We start from the raw sequence: 20,963 nt of genomic DNA on the forward strand, positions 1-20,963 counted from the left end.
ACGATGGCGCGCGGGGGACGTCGAGTGTTGTTTCGCGCGGTGGACCGCGGTGGCTCCACCTCGTTGACCGATCCACGGAGGTAGACGTGGCGGGGAGATTACTGCCGTGTTTCCGCAGCCGTCAATGCTCCGCGCGCGTCAAACCGCGGGAACAGTCGTGACCTGCCTGTGAAGCCCAACCGCGCTGCTGTGACCGCTGAATCGCCGCCGCCGTGCGAAGCCTTGCCCTGCTGCGACAGTTGCCCTACGCTGACGACACTTTCGTGGATCGATAAAAGTTTTGGGGAGCGTACGTGGTGACAATGGCGGAGGTGGCAGCTCGGGCGGGAGTCACCAAGCAGACCGTCTCCAACGTGGTGTCCGGCAAGAAGGTGCGGCCGGAGACCCTGGCGAAGGTGAACACGGCGATCGCCGAACTCGGCTACAAGCCGAACCTGGTGGCGCGCTCGCTGCGCACCGGCAGCACCTCGACCGTGGGGCTGTTCGTGCCGTCGGTCGCCAATCCGTTCTACTCGGAGGTGGTCGAGGAGGTCGAGAACGTCCTGGTCGGCCACGGGTACAACCTGCTGCTGGCCACGACGCGCGACGATCCCGACTACACCCGGGCCCACCTGGAGAACCTGGCCGCGCGCTCGGTGGACGCGCTGCTGGTCGCCGGGGACAACGGTGTCGAACAGCAGTTGCCGATGCTCACTGCGGCCGCCTTCCCGGTCGCGCTGTTCGCCTGGGAGGGCGAGCCGCCGACGACGCTCCCGGTGGTGTCCATCGACTACGAGCACGCCGGCTTCCTGGCCGGGCGCCACCTGCGCGAACTCGGCCACCGGAACGTCGCGGTGATCGCCGACCTCCCCGCGCACACGCTGCGCGTCGGCGGGCTGCGCCGGGCGTTCGCCGCCGACGGGCTGGCCATCGACGACCGCATGGTGTTCACCCGCACCAGCGACGACGCCGCCGGCGGGTACGCCGCGGCCCGCGCGGCGCTGGACGCCGATCCGCAGCTCACGGCGGTCTTCGCCACCCACGATGTGCTGGCCCTCGGCGCCATCGAGGCGGTGGTCCGGTCCGGCCGACGGGTCCCCGAGGACGTCAGCGTCGTCGGCTTCGACGACATCGCCCAGGTCGGACGGATCGAACCGGCCCTGACCACGGTCACCTTCCCGAAGCGCGAGATGGCCCAGCAGGCCGTCGAACTGCTGCTGCGCGCCGTCGACTCCGGCCGGCCCCCGACCAACGTCATCTCACTGCTGCGCCCGACCCTGACCGTCCGGGCGAGCAGCGCCCCGCCCCGAGCGACCGCCTAGCGCCCGGCCCCGGCCGGCACGCGGCCCCGTGAGCGGCGGCCTTCCCGCCATGCCGCCTCCTGCCACCTCGACGAGCCCCGAAAGGTAACGCCCCTCCGATGAACGGCCTCGACCCCCACGCCTACGTCGAAGACCCGTCGCCGGGCACCGGGCGGCTGCGGCCGCGTGCCGCGTTCACCTCCGACCTGCCCGTGATCGGGCTCGACGGCGACTGGAGATTCCGGCTGGCGTCAGGGCTCGACGACCTCACCGGGGACCTCGCCGCGCCGGACTTCGACGACAGCGACTGGGACCTGCTCGCCGTGCCGTCCTGCTGGCAGATGACCGGCCTGCCCGGTGAGCCGCGCTACGGCGCCCCCGCCTACACCAACATCCGCTACCCGTTTCCCGTCGACCCGCCGCGGGTGCCCGGGCAGAACCCGACCGGCGAGTACCGCCGCGCGTTCGAGGTTCCGGACGGGTTCCCGGCGGCGGCCGCGGTGCTCCGGTTCGAGGGCATCGACTCCGCGTTCGCGGTCTGGCTCAACGGTGTCCGGCTCGGCGACGGCAAGGGCAGCCGGCTGACGACCGAGTTCGACGTCTCCGCCGCTCTACGGCCGGGCCGGAACGTGCTCGCGGTCCGCGTGCACCAGTGGTCGTCCGGCAGCTACCTGGAAGACCAGGACATGTGGTGGCTGTCGGGAATCTTCCGGTCGGTGTCCGTGGCCGCCCGCGGTGTCGAGGACTTCTTCGTCCACGCCGCCTACGACCACACCACCGGCCGGGGCACCTTAGCCGTCGACGTCACCGCCCCGACGCCGGTGTGGCTGTCGGTGCCCGAACTCGGCATCACCGCCGCCGACCCGGCCGGGCCGCACATGGTCGACGGTGTCGAGCCCTGGTCGGACGAGAACCCGTGCCTGTACTCCGGCGAACTGGTCTCGGAGGCGGGGGAACGGATCCCGCTGCGCATCGGCTTCCGCACCGTGGCCGTGGTGGACGGGGTGCTGACCGCCAACGGCCGGCCGATCTCCCTGCGGGGCGTCAACCGCCACGAGTGGCATCCGCTGACGGGTCGGACCCTGACCGAGGACACCATGGTGGCCGACGTGCTGCTCATGAAGCAGCACAACATCAACGCGGTGCGCACCAGCCACTACCCGCCCGACCACCGCTTCCTGGACCTGTGCGACGAGCACGGGCTGTGGGTGTTCTGCGAGGGAGACCTCGAGACGCACGGCTTCGAGCCCGGCGGCTGGCGGCGCAACCCCAGCGATGACCCCGCCTGGCGCGAGGCCTACCTGGACCGGGCCGCGCGGCTCGTCGAGCGGGACAAGAACCACCCCTCGGTCATCGTCTGGTCGCTGGGCAACGAGTCCGGCACCGGGGCCAACCTCGCCGCCGCGGCCGCATGTATCAGGCACCGCGACGACAGCCGCCTGATCCACTACGAAGGCGACTGGGCGAGCTGCTCCTACGTCGACCTGTACTCCCGGATGTACATCGGCCTGGACGAGTTGGCCGCCGCGGGGCGTCGCCAGGAGCCCCCGACCGCCGACCCGGCCGACGACGCCCACCGCCGTTCCCTGCCGGTCGTGCTGTGTGAGTACGGGCATGCCATGGGCAACGGCCCCGGCGGGCTGTCCGAGTACCAGGAGGTCATCGAGGCGCACCCTCGCCTGGTCGGCGGGTTCATCTGGGAGTGGCTCGACCACGGGATCCTCCGGCGCACCGGGCCGGACGACCACCGGTCCTTCTACGCCTACGGCGGCGACTTCGGGGAGGAGGTCCACGACGGCAACTTCGTCGCCGACGGGCTGCTGTTCCCCGACCGCACGCCGTCGCCGGGCCTGGTCGAGTACAAGAAGGTCATCGAGCCGGTCCGCATCCGCATCGATCCGGCGGCGCGGCGGATGGCCGTGCACAACCTGCACCACGTCCGCCACAGCGGCTACCTGGACTTCCGATGGACCGTCGAGGACGGTGGTGAGCCGGTCGGCTCCGGCAGCCTGGCCGTTCCCGCGACCGCGCCGGGCGCGACGAGCACCGTCGAGTGGCCCGCCGACCTCACCGCCGCGCTCGATTCCGCACGCAAGGACGGTCCGGGTCACGAGGTGTGGCTGACCGTGACCGCGGTGCTCGCCACCGACGAGACCTGGGCCGGGGCCGGCCACGAGGTCGCCTGGGGCCAGGGGCTGATCGTTCCGGCGAGCTCGCCCGGCCCGTCCACTCCGGTGGCGGCGACCGCCCACGACGGGTACCTCGCACTGGGCGCCGCGCGGTTCGACGCCCGGAGCGGTCTGCTGGTCCGGCTCGCCGACCTGGAGCTCGACGGTCCGCGGCTGGACGTCTGGCGCGCCCCGACCGACAACGACCTGCTCGGCGCGTTCGCCGAGCCGCAGATCAAATCCTGGCTCGCCGCCGGACTGGACCGGATGCGCCACGAGGTCCTGCGCGTCGCCCCCGACGAATCGGGGCTCACGGTCACCGCCCGGCTCGCCGCCGCCGGTTCCTCCTCCGGGCTCGACGTGGTCTACCGCTGGACGGCCTGCGACGGGCCCGGCGGGGACGGGATCCGGCTCCGGCTGGACACCACCGTCACCCCTGACGGCGCCTGGCCGGTGCCGCTGCCCCGACTGGGGGTCGCGATGTCGCTGACCGGCACCGACGCCGAAGTCGAGTGGTTCGGCCCCGGTCCCGGCGAGGCCTACCGCGACTCCCGCGCCGCGGCGCGTGTCGGCCGCTACCGGTCGGCCGTCTCGGCGATGCAGACCCCCTACGTCCGCCCGCAGGAGAACGGCAACCGCCACCACGTCCGCCACGCCAGGATCACCCTCCCGGCCGGCACCCTGCTCATCAACGGCGACCCGGTCATCGACCTGACCGTGCGGCCCTGGAGCACCGCAGCCCTGACCGCCGCGGCCCACCAGCACGAGCTGGTCCCCGGCGGCCGGCTGCACCTGCACCTGGACCAGGCGCACCACGGCCTGGGTAGCGCTGCCTGCGGACCGGGCCCCTCGGCACCGTCCGTCCTGGCAGCGGTCCCCACCGCGTTCGGCGTCGAGTTCAGCACCAACTGGTAGGCGGGCCTTGCCCGCCCGCCCACCAGGCGTCCTGCACGGCCCCCCACTCACCGTCACCAAAGGGACCCTCACATGAACACCACCACCATACCCACCCGCAGATTCCTGGCGTTCGCCACCGTGGCGGTCCTCGCGGCCGGGGTCAGCGCGTGCAGCAGCACCAAGAGCAGCTCCGACAGCACGGAGAAGAGCCAGGCCGGGCCGGTGACCATGGAGTTCTGGGGCTGGGCTCCCTACGAGAAGATCGTCGACCAGTGGAACGCGGCCCACCCGGACAGCAAGGTCACCTTCAAGAAGATCCCGTCGGGCGGCAAGGGCGGCTACACCCAGATCAGCAACGCGATCACCGCCGGCAAGGGCCCGTGCCTGGCCCAGATCGAGTACCAGACCATCCCGTCGATGCTCGTGAAGAACACAGTCATGGACATCACGAAGTACGCGAGCGCCGACATGGCCAAGTACCTCCCGTCCGCCGTCTCGGCCACCAGCATCGGCGGCAAGATCTACGGCGTCCCGGTGGACGTCGGCCCGATGGTCCTCTTCTACCGCAGCGACCTGTTCGCCAAGTACGGCATCACCACTCCGCCGGCCACCTGGGCCGAGTACAGGGCCGACGCCGAGAAGGTCACCGCCGCCGATCCGAGCGTGAAGTTCGGCACCAGCGGGCCCGGCGACGGCAACGACATGGCCGCCTTGAGCCTGCAGACCGGCCAGTCCTGGTACTCGACCCAGGGGAACAGCTGGACCGTCAGCATCGACAACCCCGGCACCCGGAAGGTCGCCGCCTACTGGCAGGAGATGAAGGACAAGGAGCTGGTGACGAAGACCGGCAACGCCTGGGACCCGCAGTTCGACAAGGCCTCCGAAGAGAACAAGGTGCTGACGTTCGTCGGCGCGTCCTGGTCCTCCGGCGGCCTGAAGTCGGACCTGAAGGACCAGGCCGGCAAGTGGGCGGTCGCCCCGATGCCGACCTGGGAGGCCGGCGACGGCAAGAGCTCCTTCAACGGCGGCTCGGCCACCTCTGTGATGACCGGGTGCAGGACGCCCCGCGAAGCGGCGCAGTTCGCCGCGTTCCTGTCCAGCGACCCGCAGGCCGTGAAGGCGGGCATCGAGGGCGGGCTGTACCCGGCGTCGAAGGCCGGACAGGACGATCCGTTGCTCGCGGAGGGTGACCCGTTCTTCGGCGGTCAGAAGGTCGGCGACCTGTACAAGGTCTCCGCCGCGCAGGTCCCCACCACCTGGACCAACGGCCCGACCTATCAGCAGGTCGAGACGGACTTCACCACTGCCATCGGCTCCGGCACCTACCCGGACGCGGTCGCCAAGGTCCAGGCCTCGACGGTCGCCGCGATCAAGCAGCTCGGACTGTCGGTGACCAACGGCTGAGGTGGCGGGACTCGAGCCGCCCCGAAGGGTTTCCGCGGCCGCCCCTACCCGGCGCCGCGGGGACCCGCCCCCTGACGACGAACCGCCCAGCGAGGTTTCCATGAGCAGTCCCAGCAGCGCCCGGACCGCGTCGCCGCCGCGGTCGGTGCCCGCGGTCATCCCCCGCGTCTCCCCCGCCGGACGGCCTCGGCGCGCCGGCCGCCGTACCGCGTTGACCGCGTCGGGTTTCCTGGCGCCGTTCGCGGTGCTCTTCCTCACCATGATGATCGCGCCGATCGGCTACGCGATCTACGAGAGCTTCTTCACCGTCCACCGCGCCGGGCTGTTCGGCGGTACGCAGTCCACGGAGTTCGCGGGACTGTCCAACTACGCCGCCGCCTTCGGCGACCACGACTTCATCGCGTCGATCGTCCGGGTCGTGCTGCTGGGCTGCGTCCAGGTCCCGGTCATGCTGGGCCTGGCCCTCCTGCTCGCGCTCCTGCTGGACTCCCGCTCGGCCCGGCTGCGGAAGAGCTTCCGGCTCGCGTTCTTCCTGCCCTACGCGCTGCCGGGTGCGATCGCCGCGGTGATGTGGTCCTTCCTCATGGCGAAGAGCCTGTCGCCGTTCACCGGACCGCTGTCGCACCTCGGGATCGACATCGACTTCCTGTCGCCGTCGTGGGTCCCGGTCTCGATCGGGAACATGATCACCTGGGGCTGGACCGGCTACAACATGCTGATCATCTACTCCGCGCTGCAGACGATCCCCGCCGAGGTGCTGGAGGCCGCCGCGCTCGACGGCTGCACCGGATGGCGCCTGGCGTGGGCGGTGAAGATCCCGCTGGTGCGTCCCGCGCTGGTGCTGACCACGGTCTTCTCCATCATCGGCACGGCGCAGATGTACACCGAGCCGGCGGTGCTGGTCGGCGCGCGCGTACCAGGCGTCTCGCCGAAGTTCTCCCCGATCATGAACACGACCCTGGGCATGGACCTGGGCGGCCAGAACCTGGCTGCCGCCGAGTCCGTCGTGCTCGCACTGCTCACCCTCGTGCTCTCGTTCGGGTTCCTCAAGTACACCCAGCGCAAGGGAGCGATGGCATGAGCGTGATCCACGCCGGCCGACCGACCCGACCGGCCCCCCGCGGCACGGAGATCGCGAGCAAGGTCGCCGTCAACGGAGTGCTGGGCCTGATGGCCCTGTACACGCTGATCCCGCTGTGGTGGCTGTTGGTCTCCGCGACCAAAAAGTCGGGCTACCTCTACACCGGTGCGCCGCTGTGGTTCTCCCATTTCGACCTGGTCGCCAACGTCAGGACCGTGTTCAGCTTCGAGGGCGGCATCTTCTCCACCTGGCTCGCCAACAGCGCGCTGTACAGCCTCGTCGGCGCGACCGTCAGCACCCTGCTGTCCGCGATGGCCGGCTACGCACTGACCAAGTTCCACTTCCGTGGCCGGGAGAGCGTCTTCAACGTCATCCTCGCCTCGGTCCTCATTCCGGCGCCGATGTTCGCCCTGCCGCTGTTCCTGCTCATGGCGAAGCTCGACCTGACCGACTCCTACTGGTCGGTGCTGCTGCCCAGCTGCGTCAGCCCGTTCGGCGTCTACCTGTGCCGGATCTTCGCCGCGGCATCCGTCCCGGACGAACTGCTGGAAGCAGCGCGGCTCGACGGGGCGGGCGAACGGCGCACCTTCTTCCGGGTCGGCCTGCCGCTGATGGCACCGGCCCTGGTCACCGTCTTCCTGTTCCAGTTCGTCGGCATCTGGAACAACTACCTGCTGCCCTCGCTCATGCTCAACTCCTCCTCACTCCAGCCCGTCACCGTGGGACTGGTGCAGTGGCGCTCGGAGTTCGCCAACGGCGTGCCGCCGCTGGTGCCGATCACCGGGGCATTCCTGTCCCTGATCCCCCTGCTCCTCGCCTTCGTCAGTCTCCAGCGGTTCTGGCGCAAGGGCCTGACCGCCGGCGCCGTCAAGTAGGACGTCCGCCACGCCACTCCGCCTCACAGCAAAGGACCACCGCATTGCACCGCGCTCGCATCGTCCTCGACCGGCAGGCCGTCGTCGCTCCGGTCCGGCGCCGTACCTTCGGCTCCTTCGTCGAGCACCTCGGCCGCTGCGTCTACACCGGGATCTACGAACCGGAGCACCCGAGCGCGAACAAGGACGGCTTCCGTATGGACGTCGTCGACCTCGTCCGTGAGCTCGGCAGCACCACGATCCGCTACCCGGGCGGCAACTTCGTCTCCGGCTTCCGCTGGGAGGACTCGATCGGCCCGCGCGACAAGCGCCCGGTGCGCCGCGATCTGGCGTGGCACTCGCTGGAGTCGAACCAGGTCGGCCTGGACGAGTTCGCGACATGGCTCAAGCTCACCGGCTCGGAGCTGATGCTGGCGGTCAACCTCGGCACCCGTGGCATCCTGTCCGCCCTTGACCTGCTGGAGTATGCCAACCACCCGTCCGGCACCGCGCTCTCGGACCTGCGCATCGCCAACGGCACGCCGGAGCCGCACAACATCCGCATGTGGTGTCTCGGCAACGAGATGGACGGGCCCTGGCAGACCGGTTTCCTGAACGCCGAGGACTACGGCAAGCTAGCCGCCCGCACCGCCTCCGCCATGAAGATGGCCGACAAGGATCTCGAACTGGTCGTCTGCGGCTCCTCCTCGGCCGGCATGCCGACCTTCGGCGACTGGGAACGCACCGTCCTGGAGCACAGCTACGAGCACGTCGACCACATCTCCTGCCACGCGTACTACCAGGAGCACGACGGCGACCTGGGCTCCTTCCTCGCCTCGGCCCTCGACATGGACTTCTTCATCGACGGCGTCGTCGCGACCGTCGACCACGTGGGTGCCAAGAAGCACTCGTCCAAGAAGATCGGCATCTCCTTCGACGAGTGGAACGTCTGGTACCAGAAGGAGCACCAGGAGTCCGGCGAGGTCAACGACGAGTGGCGCCACGCCCCCCGGCAGCTCGATGACGTCTACAGTGCGGCCGACGCCGTGGTCGTGGGCAACCTGCTGATGACCCTCCTCAAGCGCAGCGACCGCGTCGCCTCGGCGTCGCTCGCGCAACTCGTCAACGTGATCGCGCCGATCATGACCGAGCCCGGCGGCCCGGCCTGGCGGCAGACCTCCTTCCACCCGTTCTCGATCACCAGCCGGCTCGCCGCCGGCGAGGTGATCCGCCCCGCGGTCGAGTCGCCGGCGTACACCACGGCACGCTACGGCGAGGCCTCCGTCATCGACGCCGTCGCCACCGTCGAGGAGGGCCGGTCCGCGCTCTTCCTCGTCAACCGCGGCCTCTCGCAGCCCGCCCAGGTCACCGTCGACGTCCGCAGCCTGGGCTCCTCGCGCATCCTCGAGGCGCTCACGCTCGCCGACCGGGACGTGTACGCGAAGAACACCCTCGCCGAACCCAACCGCGTGGTCCCCCGCACCAACCCGAACGCCACCCTGACCGACGGTGTGCTCACCATCGAACTGCCGCCGGTGTCCTGGACCGCGGTCGCACTCCACTGACCCTGAATGCAACAGGAGAGCGCGTGGTGGCCGGGGGCCCCGCGCGCCGCAGGGCTTCCCGCTTCGCCGAGGAAGCGGGACGCCCTGCGGTCGGTCCGGGTGGAGGCGGCCCGCCGGATCTACGCCGGGCTGCTTCCTTCGCGGACCAGGTCAGTCCACGTTGACCGCCTTCCACACCTGGCTGTCGGCGTTCGTGTCCGTCGTCTGGACGAGTTGAGTGCCTCCCGAGGACACGTCGAGCACCTTGCCGCCGTTCACGTTCTTGATCTTGTAGTAGCCGGTTCCGGTGGCGACCAGTGTCCAGTGCTGGCTCGCGGCGTTGCTGTCGGACGACTGGATGATGGACGCGCCGTCCGCGGTGGAAGCACCGCTGACGTCCATGAGCAGGGCACTGTTCCGGCTGACGATCTTGTAACTGCCGTCGCCCACCGGGACGAAGCGCCAGTTCTGGTTCCCGGCTCCGGAGTCGGTCCACTGGATGACGTTGGCTCCGGCGGACAACGATCCGCCTGACACATCGACCGCCTTGTTGCTGCTCTTGTTGACCATCTTGTAGTTGGCGTTCGTCGCGGGGAACTGGATGGAGGCGAAGGCGTCCACCGCGCAGACGGTGCCGGAGGAGGCGGTGTTCTTCGTCCCGGTGCACACCACCCTGATCGTGTGCGGGCCCGCGGCCAGGTTTGTCTTCTCGAACAGCGGCACCTGCTTCGTCACCGTCGGGGCGTAGGCGTCGATGCCCGCCTGGGTCAGGGTGCCGTCGAGGTAGACGTCCACCGTGCCCATGTTCGGCTGCGTCATGCCGAGGTACCGCACGCCCGAGCCGGTGAAAGAGAACTCGGCGTAGTTGCCCGCGGTGCTCGTGAACTTCTCGGACCCGTTCATGTCCTTCGTGTCGTTCCAGTTCGACCAGGTCCCGGAGTAGGTCACGCCCGCGGCCTTGTCGTCGACGTGGTTCCAGCGCTGCCGCACGAGGGCGTTCGACGCGGCGGACGCGTTCCCCTGGGCGTCCACGATGTAGAGCCGGTAGTCACCCACCGCCTTCGGGACGCTGATGCTCGTCGAGGTGCCGCGCGCGCTGGTCATGGTGGGACCGGCGGCGAACGTCGTCGTACCGGAGGGAGCCAGCCAGAGCGTCTTGGTCGCGTCTCCGGGGCTGCGCACCGGAATGGTCACCACGCCCGTGCCGGCGAACGTGCTCGCGGGCAGGGTGTGGTCCTGGAGAGCCACCCTGCTCTGGGGGACGAGGTTCTTGTAGGCGTCTTCCAGACCCGCGTTCAGGGCGATGCTGTACGCCTGCGACGGCCACACGTTGTCCCCGTACCCCCGCACGTCCTGGATCGTGCTGTTCGGGACGTTCCTGCCGGCGATCTTGTTGACCGTGCCGTAGTTGTTGGTGATGCTCAGGTCGTGCTGCCGGCCCCAGGTGCCGGAGTTGACGGTGAACGCCAGGCCCGGGTCGACGTCGAACACGTTGTCGTGCTCGTTGAGGAAGGCCGAGCCTTCATCGGGGTGCAGGCCGTACTTGTGGCCGGCGGGGACGCCCTTGATGTAGTTGCCGCCGATCTCCGTTCCCGGCTGGCTGCCCAGCGTGTAGATGGGAGCGGAGTCGCCGAGCACCTGCATCGTGTCGAGGAGTTGGTTGTACCTGATGGTGTTGTTCTTCGCCGTGGTGGTCGGGTTCCCGGGATTGATGGAGTTCGTCGAACCGTCGAAGTTCCACCACCCCCAGCCGAGCGTGATGCCCGCCCACGGGGACTTCTCGATCCGGTTGTGCTGCACGGAAAGGCTATCGACGAAGTACGCCGACACCGGGCTGGACCCCTGGAACAGCACTGCGCTGTCGTAGAGGTAGTTGTCCGTGATCGAGATGTTCTTGCAGACCCCCTCGACGTTCACCGGGTACTTCTCGTGGTTGGCCGAGGTGTAGTCCCCGATGTACACGTGCTGGGGGTGCCCCACGGTGATCGCGGACCCGGCGATGTCATTCGTGACGTTGCCGGTCAACTGCGTGTCCGTCACGTCGTTCGCCATGGTGATTCCGTCGGCGCCGGTGTGCTGCACCGTGTTGCCCTGCAGGACGATCCCGTCGGCGTTCTCGATCCGGACGGCCGCGGGCGGCAGGTCGACGTTGCGGTAGGTGTACGCGTGGAAGTTCTGCCTCGCGTACACGGTGGAGCTGGCGTTGCCCTGCGTTCCCTGCCGGAAGACGGAGCCCGCGACATTGACCAGGTTCCAGTCGGAGTGCTCGACCGTGAGCCCGGAGAACGTGATGTTCCGCGCGTGGTCGGTGGTCGACGTGCCGGCGATCTTGAGGAGGGTGGACACGTTGTTCGGCGCGAAGACGTTCGCCGTGGTCATGTCCTCGGAGCTGGACCTGTAGTAGTACAGCGTGTGGGTGGTCTTGTTGAAGTAGAACTCGCCCGGCTGGTCAAGGAACTCGTACGCGTTCATGAACGTATGACTGCCGCTGGCTTTGAACGGGCCGTACGGTGGCGCCTGGGCGATGGCCGCACCCGGCTGCTGGAACAGGGCCACGCGGTTGGCACCGTCCGAGCTCGTGGTGATCTGACGGATGCCCACGATGGCCGTGGTCCAGGTCGTGGCCGACGCGATCTCGACGTCGTCCTGGTTGGACGCGATGGCCGGCAGGTCGGAGAGGCTGTACTTGGCCCCGTCGCACTGCGAACCCGACTCCCAGGCCCAGGGAGCCTGGCCTGCCGTGACGGTGTAGGTCCCGTAGCAGCCGGTCGTGTTGATCGTCTTCGAGGCCATCTCGGCGCGTGTGCCGTTGACGTAGAGGGCGCGGAGCTTGTCGTCGCGGTTGAGGGTGGCCTTCCAGATGTTCCCGCTGTGCTGGGTCCAGCCGGACACCTGAACGCCTCCGTCCAGGACCGGCTTCTCGCCCGGGAAGGCGGCGTAGACGACACGGTGCCCGTTCGTGCCGGAGTCGGCCGAGGTGAAGTCGAGGGTGCTGCTCACCGGGTACGTGCCGCCCCGGAGATAGACGTTGATGTCCCCGGTCATGTTGTCGTTGACCGTGCGCACGACGTCCCGCGCGTGCTGCAGAGTCTTGAACGGCGCCGTGATGGTGCCGGAGTTGGCGTCGTCACCGCCGGGGGCGACGTAGTACGTCGCCTGGGTCGCGACCGAGGCCGGGGGCGGTGCGGCGAGGGAGGTCAGCAGCGTGGCAGAGACGGCCATCGCAAGCGCCACCGGCGCCTTGCCGACGACGGAGGTGAGGGGTTTCATCCTGATCCATCCTGGTGGTCCGGACGGTCGAGCAGACGCTCATCGCGGCCCGGCGAGTTCTGTCGGTGAAATTAGCCGCCCTATCGCCAACCCAGTCAAGGGTTTGCACATGCTTCATTTCGATGAAACGGCGCACTGACGTCACCAGGGTAGGAATATGGTCGGTAACTCCCTAAGTCCCTTCTCTCCTCGGCGCCATCGACGTGCAATCTGGCCACCACATGAGTACTACTCATTTCCGGAGCGCGAACGAGCCGGCCCCGCTGCCCATCGGGGCGGCGGGGCCGGTGCGGGAGCGTCAAACCATCGCCCCGTAGTGCTTTGTCAGGTGCTCGTGTCACGACTTGTGTTCGGTAGTTCGCTGGTTTCATGAGGGCTGGGGAACTCGTGGCGTGTCGGGCTGATCGGTGGGCCGTCGTGCCGGTGCCCAGCGCCATCCGGGTTCCTCGCGTTGGACGGGGCCGACCACGCACCACTCCCGACAAGGTGCGGGCCGACAACGCCTACGGCTCCCGCGCCAACTGCTCCTACCTGCGACGACGCCGGACCGGCTGCACGATCCCGGAGAAGGCCGACCGGGTCCGCAACCGTAAGAAGCTCGGATCCCGAGGTGGCCGGCCGCCGAAGTTCGACAAGGACGACTACACGATGCGCCACGCCGTGGAGTTCGGGATCAACCGGCTCGAACGCCACCGGGCCGTTGCAACCCGGAGTGACAAACTCGCCGTCCGCTACGAACCGGCAGTGCTGGTCGCTGCCATCAACGAGTGCCTGTGACCAGCACCGTCACGGCGGCCCTCAGACGACGTCGAACTCGTTGCCCTCGGGGTCCTGCATGGCGGCGGCGTAGAGCCCCATGTCCGGCTCATCCTTGATCCGCAGCACGGTGGCACCAACTTTGACCAGCCGCTCCACCGTGGTCCTGACCCGCTGTGTGCGGACGTCCAGTGGGACGTCACGGCCCCCGCCGACCTTCAGGTCGAAGTGCCACCGGTTCTTGGCGACTTTCGGCTCCGGAACCTGCTGGAACCACACCCTCGGTCCACGCCCCGTGGGATCGATGATCGACTCCGGAATGTCCCCGGCACCGGCCGGCAACTCTGCCTCGGGGACCCCCCGTAGCTGTCCAGTAGGCGCGCCACGTAGCATGCCCGCTCGGCGGAGGCTCAGGCACGTATCCCAGGGCCTCGGCCCAGAAGGTGACCATTCTCTGCGGATCGGAGCAGTCGATCGTCAGCTGCACTGTCATCTCCATCCTCGGAGCATCCCAGGCAGGTCTGACAGACGGCCACTTTCGCAACACGCCCTAACTTGATCTTTAAGCAACGGCCTCGAACGGGCTGCCGAACTTGATCACTCGTATCGGTAACCGCCGTACACGGAAGCGGCCTTCGCCTGATCCTGTGCTCCGACCAAGGAACACGCAGGACCAGAACGAAGGCCGTGGGCATGAGCCTGCTGTACGAGAGCGTCCGTCCGGACGGAGTCGCTGAACTGTCACGCTTCCGAGGTGAGTTCTACGCCTGTTTGACGCGGCGCGGGGATGCGGTGTTCGAGCCGGCCGACGCGGTGCTGTGCGCCGACGGGCCCGTCAGGTCGCTGGTGGAGCTCTCGCCGGTCGGCGAACACCGCCGCGGCCACGGAGGTCTCTACGACGCCATGGCCCGCGGTCGCCTCGATGCCGACCGGCTTCGGCAGACGCTCGCGGCGGTGCCGCTGCCCCGGGCCGCCGACGGCCGGCTGGTCCTGGCGGTGGACATCACGTGCTGGCTGCGGCCGGACGCCCACACCTCACCGCAGCGGATCCTCTGCCACACCTGCGGCCGCGGGAAAGACCAGCACATCCCCGTCCCAGGCTGGCCCTACTCGGTCATCACCGCCCTCGAGCCCGGCCGCAGCTCGTGGACCGCACCGCTGGACCCGCTGAGACTGGCGCCGGGTGATGACGCCGCCACCGCACAGCAACTGCGCGAGCTCGTCCACCGCCTGATCACCGCCGGCCAGCGGCAGCCGGGCGACCCGGAGGTACTCATCGTCGCGGACGCCGGGTACGACGCCCCGCACCTGGCCTTCCTGCTGAAGGACCTGCCCGTGCAGGTGCCGGCGAGGGTGCGCTCGGACCGTGTCCTACGCAGGACGTGTCCGCCCCGGCTACCCGGCACCAGGGGTCGTCCGCCCCGCCACGGCGGCGAGTTCGTTTTCGGCGACCCGGCCACCTGGGGAGCCCCGAAAGCCGAGACCGTCACCGCCACCCGGCTCTATGGCACCGCGAGAGCACGGTCCTGGGACCGGTTGCACCCGAGGCTGACCCACCGGTCCTCCTGGGCCACGCAGGACGGCACTTTGCCGGTGATCGAAGGCACGGTGATCCGTCTGGACGTCGGTCACCTGCCCAGCAGTGCCACCCCCACGCCGGTCTGGCTGTGGCGGTCCGGCACTGACGCCGCCCCCGCCGACACCGACCGCCTCTGGCGGGCATTCCTCCGCCGCTTCGACATCGAGCACACCTTCCGGCTCTTCAAACAGACCCTGGGCTGGACCTGCCCGAAGATCCGAACCCTGACCCCGGCCCGCGTCCGGCGAGGATTCCGAAACCTCCACCCGAAGGCCGCCTGCCCGGCCGGCGCACCGAAACCCAGCCGCCCCGGCCCCGGACGGCCTCCCGGCCGCAAGAACACCCACCCGACTCCACGCCACGACGTCCACGTCCGCAAGACAGACCCGACGAAACCGCCGAAGCCGAAGAAGTCCAGCACTCCTCGCCCCCGCCGCACAGGTTAAAGATCAAGCTAGGGCATGAACGCGCTCGTGAACTTCGCGACTTCGGGTACCTCGTCCCCCAGCTTCCGCAGTGCTTCGGTGGCGAGCTCCCGTGGATCGAGGCGCCGTCCAGCGAAGTACGTCGCAAGAGCGAGGGCCCATCGCCCCTTCTTTAGTCGTCCAAGGACATATCCGACGACGACCGCGATCCCTAGAGCGATCTTGGTGGTGATCTTCATCAGGTGCTCCCTCCACCCGTGCCCCTTTTCGATGGACGTTGTTGCGCCGCGATGTGAGAGACCCTGCCGGACCCGGTGGGGGGGCGACTCGGTCAGCAATGCAGGTGCGGCACGGTGCCCGGCGAGGGTCGAACCCGACCCGACCGGTACATGTGCTTCTGGCCGGGGCCGCCCGATAAGTAACCACGATCGGTTCGCCAGCGCGGAGCTTCGCTGTCCGGCCCGCCGGCCGCCGTCCGATCCGGCCGGCCGCCGCGCCATCATGTCGGTGGTCGTTCCCCATTGCCACAAGTTCGGAGCCGGTTGAGCGGCCCGATTCACCGGTCGGCCCTGGAGGCCGCTCGGCCCGCGGGCCGGGAGGCCTGGACGGCCCCTGCTGAGTCCCGAACCGCAACGGCCTTCGTCCGGCCGGTTCGCAGCCGCATCTCTGCTCCAGGCCGGCCACGTTGTACTCGCCCAGCCGCCCTGAGCATCGAATGAGCTGCTCAGGCGCCGCGTCAGGCACCTGTCCCGTCGGATCCGCGGTGGGCTACGGCGTGATCGTCAGACGGAGAAGTCGGCCCAGTCGAGGCCGGTGAGGGTGACCTGGAGGCCGCGGGCGCGGCGGCCGCCGTCCTGGAAGTAGGCCTGTCCGAGGCCGTTGGCGATGATCTGCTGCTGTTCCTGTGGGGTGGCGCCGCGGTCGCGGGCGGCGAAGAGGTCGCGGGCGACGCTGCCGGGCAGGCGCTGGGTGACGATGCGTTCGCGGGGGTCGTCGGTGCTCTGGCCGGCCGAGGTGTAGCCGAAGCTGGCCATCACCTCGACGGTGAAGCCGCGGGCCTCGGCGGCCTCCCGGACGCGCTGCCGCACGCGGGGCTGCCAGCGCTCACGCACCGCGTCCTCCACCTTGCGGGCGTTGTCGGGACCGATGCCGGCGCCCTTGCGCCACCGCTCCACGGAACGCATGGAGACGCCGAGCGCGGCGGCGACGTTGCGCGTGCCCTTCAGCTGCCGGATGAGGAAGTTGACCCGGCCGGGGAGGGTCTTGGGGATGGGCTGGGTCTGCATGGCACGTTCCAGCCCGCGGTCGATGGCGTCCATGCTGGACTACTCCCCCTCGGCGACCGCGTCGCCGCCCTTGATGTGCCGGCCCGGGTTGGTGTCGTCCGCGATCAACTCCAGCGCCCAGTCCATGGTCTGGGTGCCCTCGTGCTTGCACATGCCCGGCGAGGTCCCGAGCCGCCACACGCTCGTCAGTGTCCCGTCCGGGCCGCGGAGCAGATCGAGGGCGGAGGGGCCCGGGGACGGGTAGACGGTGCAGTCGGAGAGGATCGCGATCGGGAGCTGCCCGGTGGTGGCGGCGTGGCGGCGGATCTTGCGGTGCTGGTTGACGGTGGCGGTGTCGATGATCAGCGCCCGGTTCAGCGGGTCCCAGGTCGGGCGCTCGAGTGCGGGCCAGCGCTGGCCGGGCCGGTAGGAGGCGCCGCGGGGGCGTTCGCGGAGCTTGCCGACACCGCCCTTCGCGGTCGCCTTGACCGCGGCGAGGATGGCGAGCTCGATGGGGTCGCCGTGCTCCTTCAGGCCGGCCATGGCGTCCAGGAACGCCTCCGGGTCCTGCTCGCCGAGGTTCAGCGGGACGCCGAGCCTGTCCATGGTGGTGAGGTAGGCGGCGCGCAGGTGCTTGTGCCAGGGGTCGAGCCACGGCCCGGACTCGTGCCGCAGCCACCCCTCGGTCGGTGCCACGTCGAGGCCGAGTTCGCGGGCGTAGGCGACCTTCGCGGTGGTGTACCAGGCCGGGCCGGTCGGCGGCAGGCCGTCCGGGGTGAACGGGTTCGGCAGCCGCGGATCCAACTGGGCGGTGGAGAAGTCGCACTTCCAGCTGCCGGGGATCTTCGGATCGAAGACCGGGTTGAGCTCGTGCACCGGCTCCGAGAGCGCCATCGTCAGGCGTCCGGCCGCGGCGAGGAACGCGGTGTTGATGTCCAGGCCGACCACGTGCGGCAGGGCTCGCTCCGCCTCGCCGATCGCCTCGACGGGGCGGATCCAGTCCCACGCCTCGGTGACCAGAACATCGGCGGGGTCGCGGTCCTGCGCGACCGGGTGCTCGGAGGGGGCCTCCGGCGGCGCCGGATCGAACGCCCGCGTCCGCGAGCCCTCCACCGGACCGGACGTCCAGCCGGACTCGGTGCGCACCGCGCGGGTCGGCGGGCGCAGCGCCTCCATGAGGGAGAGGCCGGTGACGGCGGTGGAGCCGCGGGGGGTCATGACGCGCTCGGCGTAGCCGCCGAGGAGGGCGGCGAGCTGGGCGGGGTCGAGGCCGTCGGGGATGGTCCAGCCGGCGGAGGTGAGGGCGGCCCAGGCGGGGATGCAGTACTGGACGCAACTCCGCTTGGCGCCGTCGGGGGTGCGGTAGACGCGGGCCCAGGGGCCGAAGCCGCGCTGGGTGAGCTGCCACCCGGCCTTGGTCAGGGCCTTGACGGTCTTGTGGCTCTCGGGGAGGCGGCCGAGTCGGCGCTCGAAGTGCCCGTCGGCGTCGCTGCCCATCGGGGGCAGGCCGAGGAGGGTGGCGGCGGCGTCGGTGAGGACGATCAGCGGGTCGCCGTCCTTGCCGTGCTTGTGCAGCCGGGGCTCGCCCAGGCCCGCGGTCAGCGTCCACTCGGTGAGTTCCGGCAGCGTCAGGGCCGGCACGTCCAGGGCGCGGCCCTCGACCAGGTGCGCGACCAAGTGACGGTCGAACGGGGCCGGGGCGACGACGGCGAGCGGCCCGTTCGGGAACTTCTCCGCCGCCGCGGCACGGGCGTCGTAAGCCGGGGCGGCAGCCCTGGACGCAGCCTTCCGCGCTGGACGAGCACTCGAACGCGAAGCGGGCGCCGACCGGGCCGACCGGACCGGAGCAGCAGTGGGCGCCGGCCGGCGGGCGGGTGCGGGTGCGGGTGCGGGCGCGGGCGCAGCGGCTGGGACCGCGGGGACAGCTGCCGGTTCGGTGGCGGCGGCGGCAGCAGTGGGGACAGGGGCGGGGGCGCAGAAGCCGCCCACGTGCATCGGCTGGCCGGCCGCGCGGTACGGGGTGGGGCGGCCGCAGCGGACGCAGGGCTGTGGGGTGTCAGTGACGAGCTCGCCCGACGGCGTCCGGTCCAGCTCGGCCGGGCCACCGAAAGCTGCCGGTGCGACGGGCTGGGTGTGCGCGGGCGCCGGGGCCGGAGCGGGGGTGGGCTGTGCGGGGGTGGGCTGTGCGGGGGCTGCTGGGATGAGGCGGGCGGCCATGCCGTCCAGGAGCTTGGCGTAGGCGGCGCGGCCCTCGCCCTGCGGGTCGCGCTGGCCGGACTCCCAGGCGGTGAACGTGCTGGTGCTGATGCCGAGGGCCTTTGCGGTCTCGGACTTGGTCAGTCCGTACTCGGTGCGCAGCCATTCGCGTTCGGCGGGCTCGGGCAGGGCGACGGCACGGCGCGGACCGGCGCCGAGGAGCGCGTCGATGGCGTCGGGAGTGTCGGTCATCGCCCGCTCTCCGTGGTCTGGGCCGGCAGCGGTGCCCGGCCGGGGTCGGCGTCGAGGAAGGTGCGCAGGGCGGCGCCGGTCATGATCCGGGCGGGGTTGCGGCCGGGCGGCAGCGGGAGGCGCTCGCCGAGTGCCCAGCGGAACCGCTCGGCGGGCGCGAGGTCGAAGGCGTACTTGCCGCCGGCCTGCGGGTCCTGTTCGGCGGCGCGGATCTCGAACGCGCCGACGCAGACGCCGCCGTCGACGAACGCGAGCAGGAAGTCGCCGTGGTCGGCGACGGTCTGCTCGCCGAACCGCCACCAGCGGGACGCGGCCTCCAGGACCGTCTCACCGCCTCTGAGCGCCTGCCGGACGTCCACTGCGAGCACGAGACCCTCCCCCGAACCGAGACATGGCAAGCCCTACGATGCAATCGTAGGTCACATCAATGCTGTTTATCAACTTATAAAATCCAACGAAGGTGCGAACGCGCATGGCTGACGATCAGTCATGGAGAGGACGGCTCGGGGCGCAGGCGAAAGCAGTGCCCCGGAAACACGGCAGGCCCGGCACCTGGGGTGCCGGGCCTGCCGGGGTTGGTAGCGGGGACAGGATTTGAACCTGCGACCTCTGGGTTATGAGCCCAGCGAGCTACCGAGCTGCTCCACCCCGCGTCGGTAGGCACGACTGTACGGCACCGCGCCTGAACATGGGAAATGCATTGCGGCTCGGTGCCGCACCTCGACGTAGGTGGGGTCTCTCTCGTGGGCGGGAACAGGTGGTATGGGAGCGGGTTCAGGGTTCGATGACGAGGTGTTCGATGAGGTCGTCGCGCAGCGTGAACCGATAGCGGAGATCGATGGTGCCGCCGGGGAAGTTGCCTTCGAGGTGGTGTGTGGCGATGTAGTGGGCCGAGTCGGTCTGCTGGACGTTCGCGAGGTGGATGGTGTAGGTGAATTCGGTGGCGGATCGGTCCAGCCACCGCTCGATCGCGGCGCTGCCCTGGTAGGTGTTGCCGTCGTCGATCACTGTGGCATCGTCGGTGAACGTCGAGACCGCGGTGGCGGTGTCGTGGACGCGGTGCGCTGCGAGGTAGCGGGTGATCACCTCGGGCAGGTCGTCCGGGGTGATGGTCCGGGGCTGGTTGTCGCGCATGACGCTCCTCATGGTGGTGGCGGGTTCAGACGGTGGGGGTGGTTCCGCCGTCGATGACGTGTTCGGCGCCGACGATGGCCGAGGCGCGGTCGGAGACGAGGAAGGCTACGAGTTCGGCGACCTCCTCGGGCCGGTTGGGACGGCCGAGGGGGATGCCGCCCAGGGAGTCCATGAGCCGGCCCAGCGCCGCTTCCTGGCTGATGCCGGCCTCGTGGGCGATCCGGGCGACGAGGTTGTCGGCGGCCGAGGTCTGGACGAAGCCTGGCGAGACGGTGTTGACGCGGACGCCGTGCGGGGCGACCTGGTTGGCCAGGCCCTTGCTGTAGGTGGTCAGGGCGGCCTTGGCGGCGGCGTAGGCCAGGGTGCCGTTCCACAGCGGCATGCGGCGCTGGATCGAGGTGACGTGCACAACCGCGCCCTTGCCCGTGGCGATCACGTGTGGGAGGAGCGCGCGGTCCAGGCGGACGGCGGCCAGCAGGTTCGTGTTCAGCTCCCTTGCCCAGTCGTCCTCGCCGAGCGCGGCGAATCCTCCTGCTGGCGCCTCGGAGCCGCCGAGGGTGTGGACCAAGATGTCGACGCCTCCCACGCGGGCGTCCACCTCGGAGGCGACGTGAGCGGCGCCCTGAGCGGTGGACAGGTCGGCGCCGATGAACGTCTTCTCCTCGACGTCGTCGGGGCGGCTGCGGGCGGCGACCAGCACGGTCGCGCCGGCCTCGGCGAGCCGCCGGGCGATCGCGGCTCCGGTGCCCTTGGTGCCGCCGGTGACCAGAGCGCGTCGGCCTTCAAGGGGTTCACTGATGGATGTGGTCACGTTGTGCTCCGTTCCCGGGCGCGGGTATGCGAGGCGCCGCCCCCACC

At 69.9% G+C, this 20,963-nt stretch carries 15 protein-coding genes, 1 tRNA gene and 1 pseudogene; 8 read left to right on the forward strand and 9 right to left on the reverse strand.

Features of this window, described 5'->3' with window-relative positions:
* Window positions 1-302 precede the first annotated feature (302 nt).
* The 6 genes from KSNIM_RS00515 to KSNIM_RS00540 all read left to right on the forward strand — a co-directional run bounded on the left by KSNIM_RS00515 (window position 303) and on the right by KSNIM_RS00540 (window position 9,249).
* Window positions 303-1,301, forward strand: a complete 999-nt coding sequence (locus KSNIM_RS00515; RefSeq protein WP_263107782.1) for a LacI family DNA-binding transcriptional regulator — start codon at window positions 303-305, stop codon at window positions 1,299-1,301.
* A gap of 98 nt (window positions 1,302-1,399) precedes the next feature.
* Entirely contained in the window at window positions 1,400-4,363 is a 2,964-nt protein-coding gene (locus tag KSNIM_RS00520) for a glycoside hydrolase family 2 TIM barrel-domain containing protein (protein WP_263101195.1), read from the forward strand.
* A 72-nt stretch (window positions 4,364-4,435) separates the two neighbouring features.
* Window positions 4,436-5,749 carry an ABC transporter substrate-binding protein gene (locus KSNIM_RS00525; protein WP_263101196.1) on the forward strand — a complete coding sequence of 438 codons (1,314 nt, stop codon included), beginning with the start codon at window positions 4,436-4,438 and terminating at the stop codon, window positions 5,747-5,749.
* Window positions 5,750-5,849: 100 nt separating this feature from the next.
* Window positions 5,850-6,830, forward strand: a complete 981-nt coding sequence (locus tag KSNIM_RS00530; RefSeq protein WP_263101197.1) for a carbohydrate ABC transporter permease — start codon at window positions 5,850-5,852, stop codon at window positions 6,828-6,830.
* On the forward strand, window positions 6,827-7,705 hold the full coding sequence (locus tag KSNIM_RS00535) for a carbohydrate ABC transporter permease (RefSeq protein WP_263101198.1): 879 nt from the start codon (window positions 6,827-6,829) through the stop codon (window positions 7,703-7,705). Before KSNIM_RS00530 ends, KSNIM_RS00535 begins: the two co-directional genes overlap by 4 nt.
* Before the next feature lie 44 nt (window positions 7,706-7,749).
* Window positions 7,750-9,249 (forward strand): alpha-N-arabinofuranosidase, encoded by a 1,500-nt coding sequence (locus KSNIM_RS00540; protein WP_263101199.1) that lies wholly within the window; start codon window positions 7,750-7,752, stop codon window positions 9,247-9,249.
* Between the two features lie 150 nt (window positions 9,250-9,399).
* On the opposite strand, the gene KSNIM_RS00545 is transcribed toward KSNIM_RS00540, so the two are convergent.
* Window positions 9,400-12,498: an RICIN domain-containing protein gene (locus KSNIM_RS00545; RefSeq protein WP_263101200.1), complete on the reverse strand. Its 3,099-nt coding sequence runs from the start codon at window positions 12,496-12,498 to the stop codon at window positions 9,400-9,402.
* A 486-nt stretch (window positions 12,499-12,984) separates the two neighbouring features.
* Between KSNIM_RS00545 and KSNIM_RS00550 the strand changes: the two genes are divergently transcribed.
* Window positions 12,985-13,275 (forward strand): hypothetical protein, encoded by a 291-nt coding sequence (locus KSNIM_RS00550; RefSeq protein ID WP_263101201.1) that lies wholly within the window; start codon window positions 12,985-12,987, stop codon window positions 13,273-13,275.
* 21 nt (window positions 13,276-13,296) lie between these two features.
* Here KSNIM_RS00550 and KSNIM_RS00555 read toward each other — a convergent pair.
* Window positions 13,297-13,753, reverse strand: a pseudogene (locus KSNIM_RS00555) (VOC family protein).
* A 194-nt stretch (window positions 13,754-13,947) separates the two neighbouring features.
* Between KSNIM_RS00555 and KSNIM_RS00560 the strand changes: the two are divergent.
* Window positions 13,948-15,279: a transposase gene (locus KSNIM_RS00560; protein WP_263101202.1), complete on the forward strand. Its 1,332-nt coding sequence runs from the start codon at window positions 13,948-13,950 to the stop codon at window positions 15,277-15,279.
* An 8-nt stretch (window positions 15,280-15,287) separates the two neighbouring features.
* On the opposite strand, the gene KSNIM_RS00565 is transcribed toward KSNIM_RS00560, so the two are convergent.
* The 7 genes from KSNIM_RS00565 to KSNIM_RS00595 all read right to left on the reverse strand — a co-directional run bounded on the left by KSNIM_RS00565 (window position 15,288) and on the right by KSNIM_RS00595 (window position 20,916).
* The gene (locus KSNIM_RS00565) at window positions 15,288-15,497 is read right to left on the reverse strand and encodes a hypothetical protein (protein WP_263101203.1); all 210 of its coding nucleotides are present in this window, start codon (window positions 15,495-15,497) and stop codon (window positions 15,288-15,290) included.
* 543 nt (window positions 15,498-16,040) lie between these two features.
* A complete protein-coding gene (gene tpg / locus KSNIM_RS00570) occupies window positions 16,041-16,577 on the reverse strand; it encodes a telomere-protecting terminal protein Tpg (protein ID WP_263101204.1) in 537 nt (178 codons plus the stop codon).
* Window positions 16,578-16,583: 6 nt separating this feature from the next.
* Window positions 16,584-18,971: a telomere-associated protein Tap gene (tap, locus tag KSNIM_RS00575; protein ID WP_263101205.1), complete on the reverse strand. Its 2,388-nt coding sequence runs from the start codon at window positions 18,969-18,971 to the stop codon at window positions 16,584-16,586.
* Window positions 18,968-19,339 (reverse strand): hypothetical protein, encoded by a 372-nt coding sequence (locus tag KSNIM_RS00580; protein ID WP_263101207.1) that lies wholly within the window; start codon window positions 19,337-19,339, stop codon window positions 18,968-18,970. The genes tap and KSNIM_RS00580 overlap by 4 nt, the downstream gene beginning before the upstream one ends.
* A gap of 208 nt (window positions 19,340-19,547) precedes the next feature.
* A tRNA-Met gene (locus tag KSNIM_RS00585) sits at window positions 19,548-19,624 on the reverse strand.
* A gap of 121 nt (window positions 19,625-19,745) precedes the next feature.
* Window positions 19,746-20,105, reverse strand: coding sequence for a nuclear transport factor 2 family protein (locus KSNIM_RS00590; protein WP_263101208.1), 360 nt, complete (start codon window positions 20,103-20,105; stop codon window positions 19,746-19,748).
* A gap of 25 nt (window positions 20,106-20,130) precedes the next feature.
* Window positions 20,131-20,916: an SDR family oxidoreductase gene (locus KSNIM_RS00595; protein ID WP_263101209.1), complete on the reverse strand. Its 786-nt coding sequence runs from the start codon at window positions 20,914-20,916 to the stop codon at window positions 20,131-20,133.
* Window positions 20,917-20,963 lie beyond the last annotated feature (47 nt).

This window comes from Kitasatospora sp. DSM 101779 (genome assembly GCF_025655475.1).
Lineage (GTDB): Bacteria > Actinomycetota > Actinomycetes > Streptomycetales > Streptomycetaceae > Kitasatospora.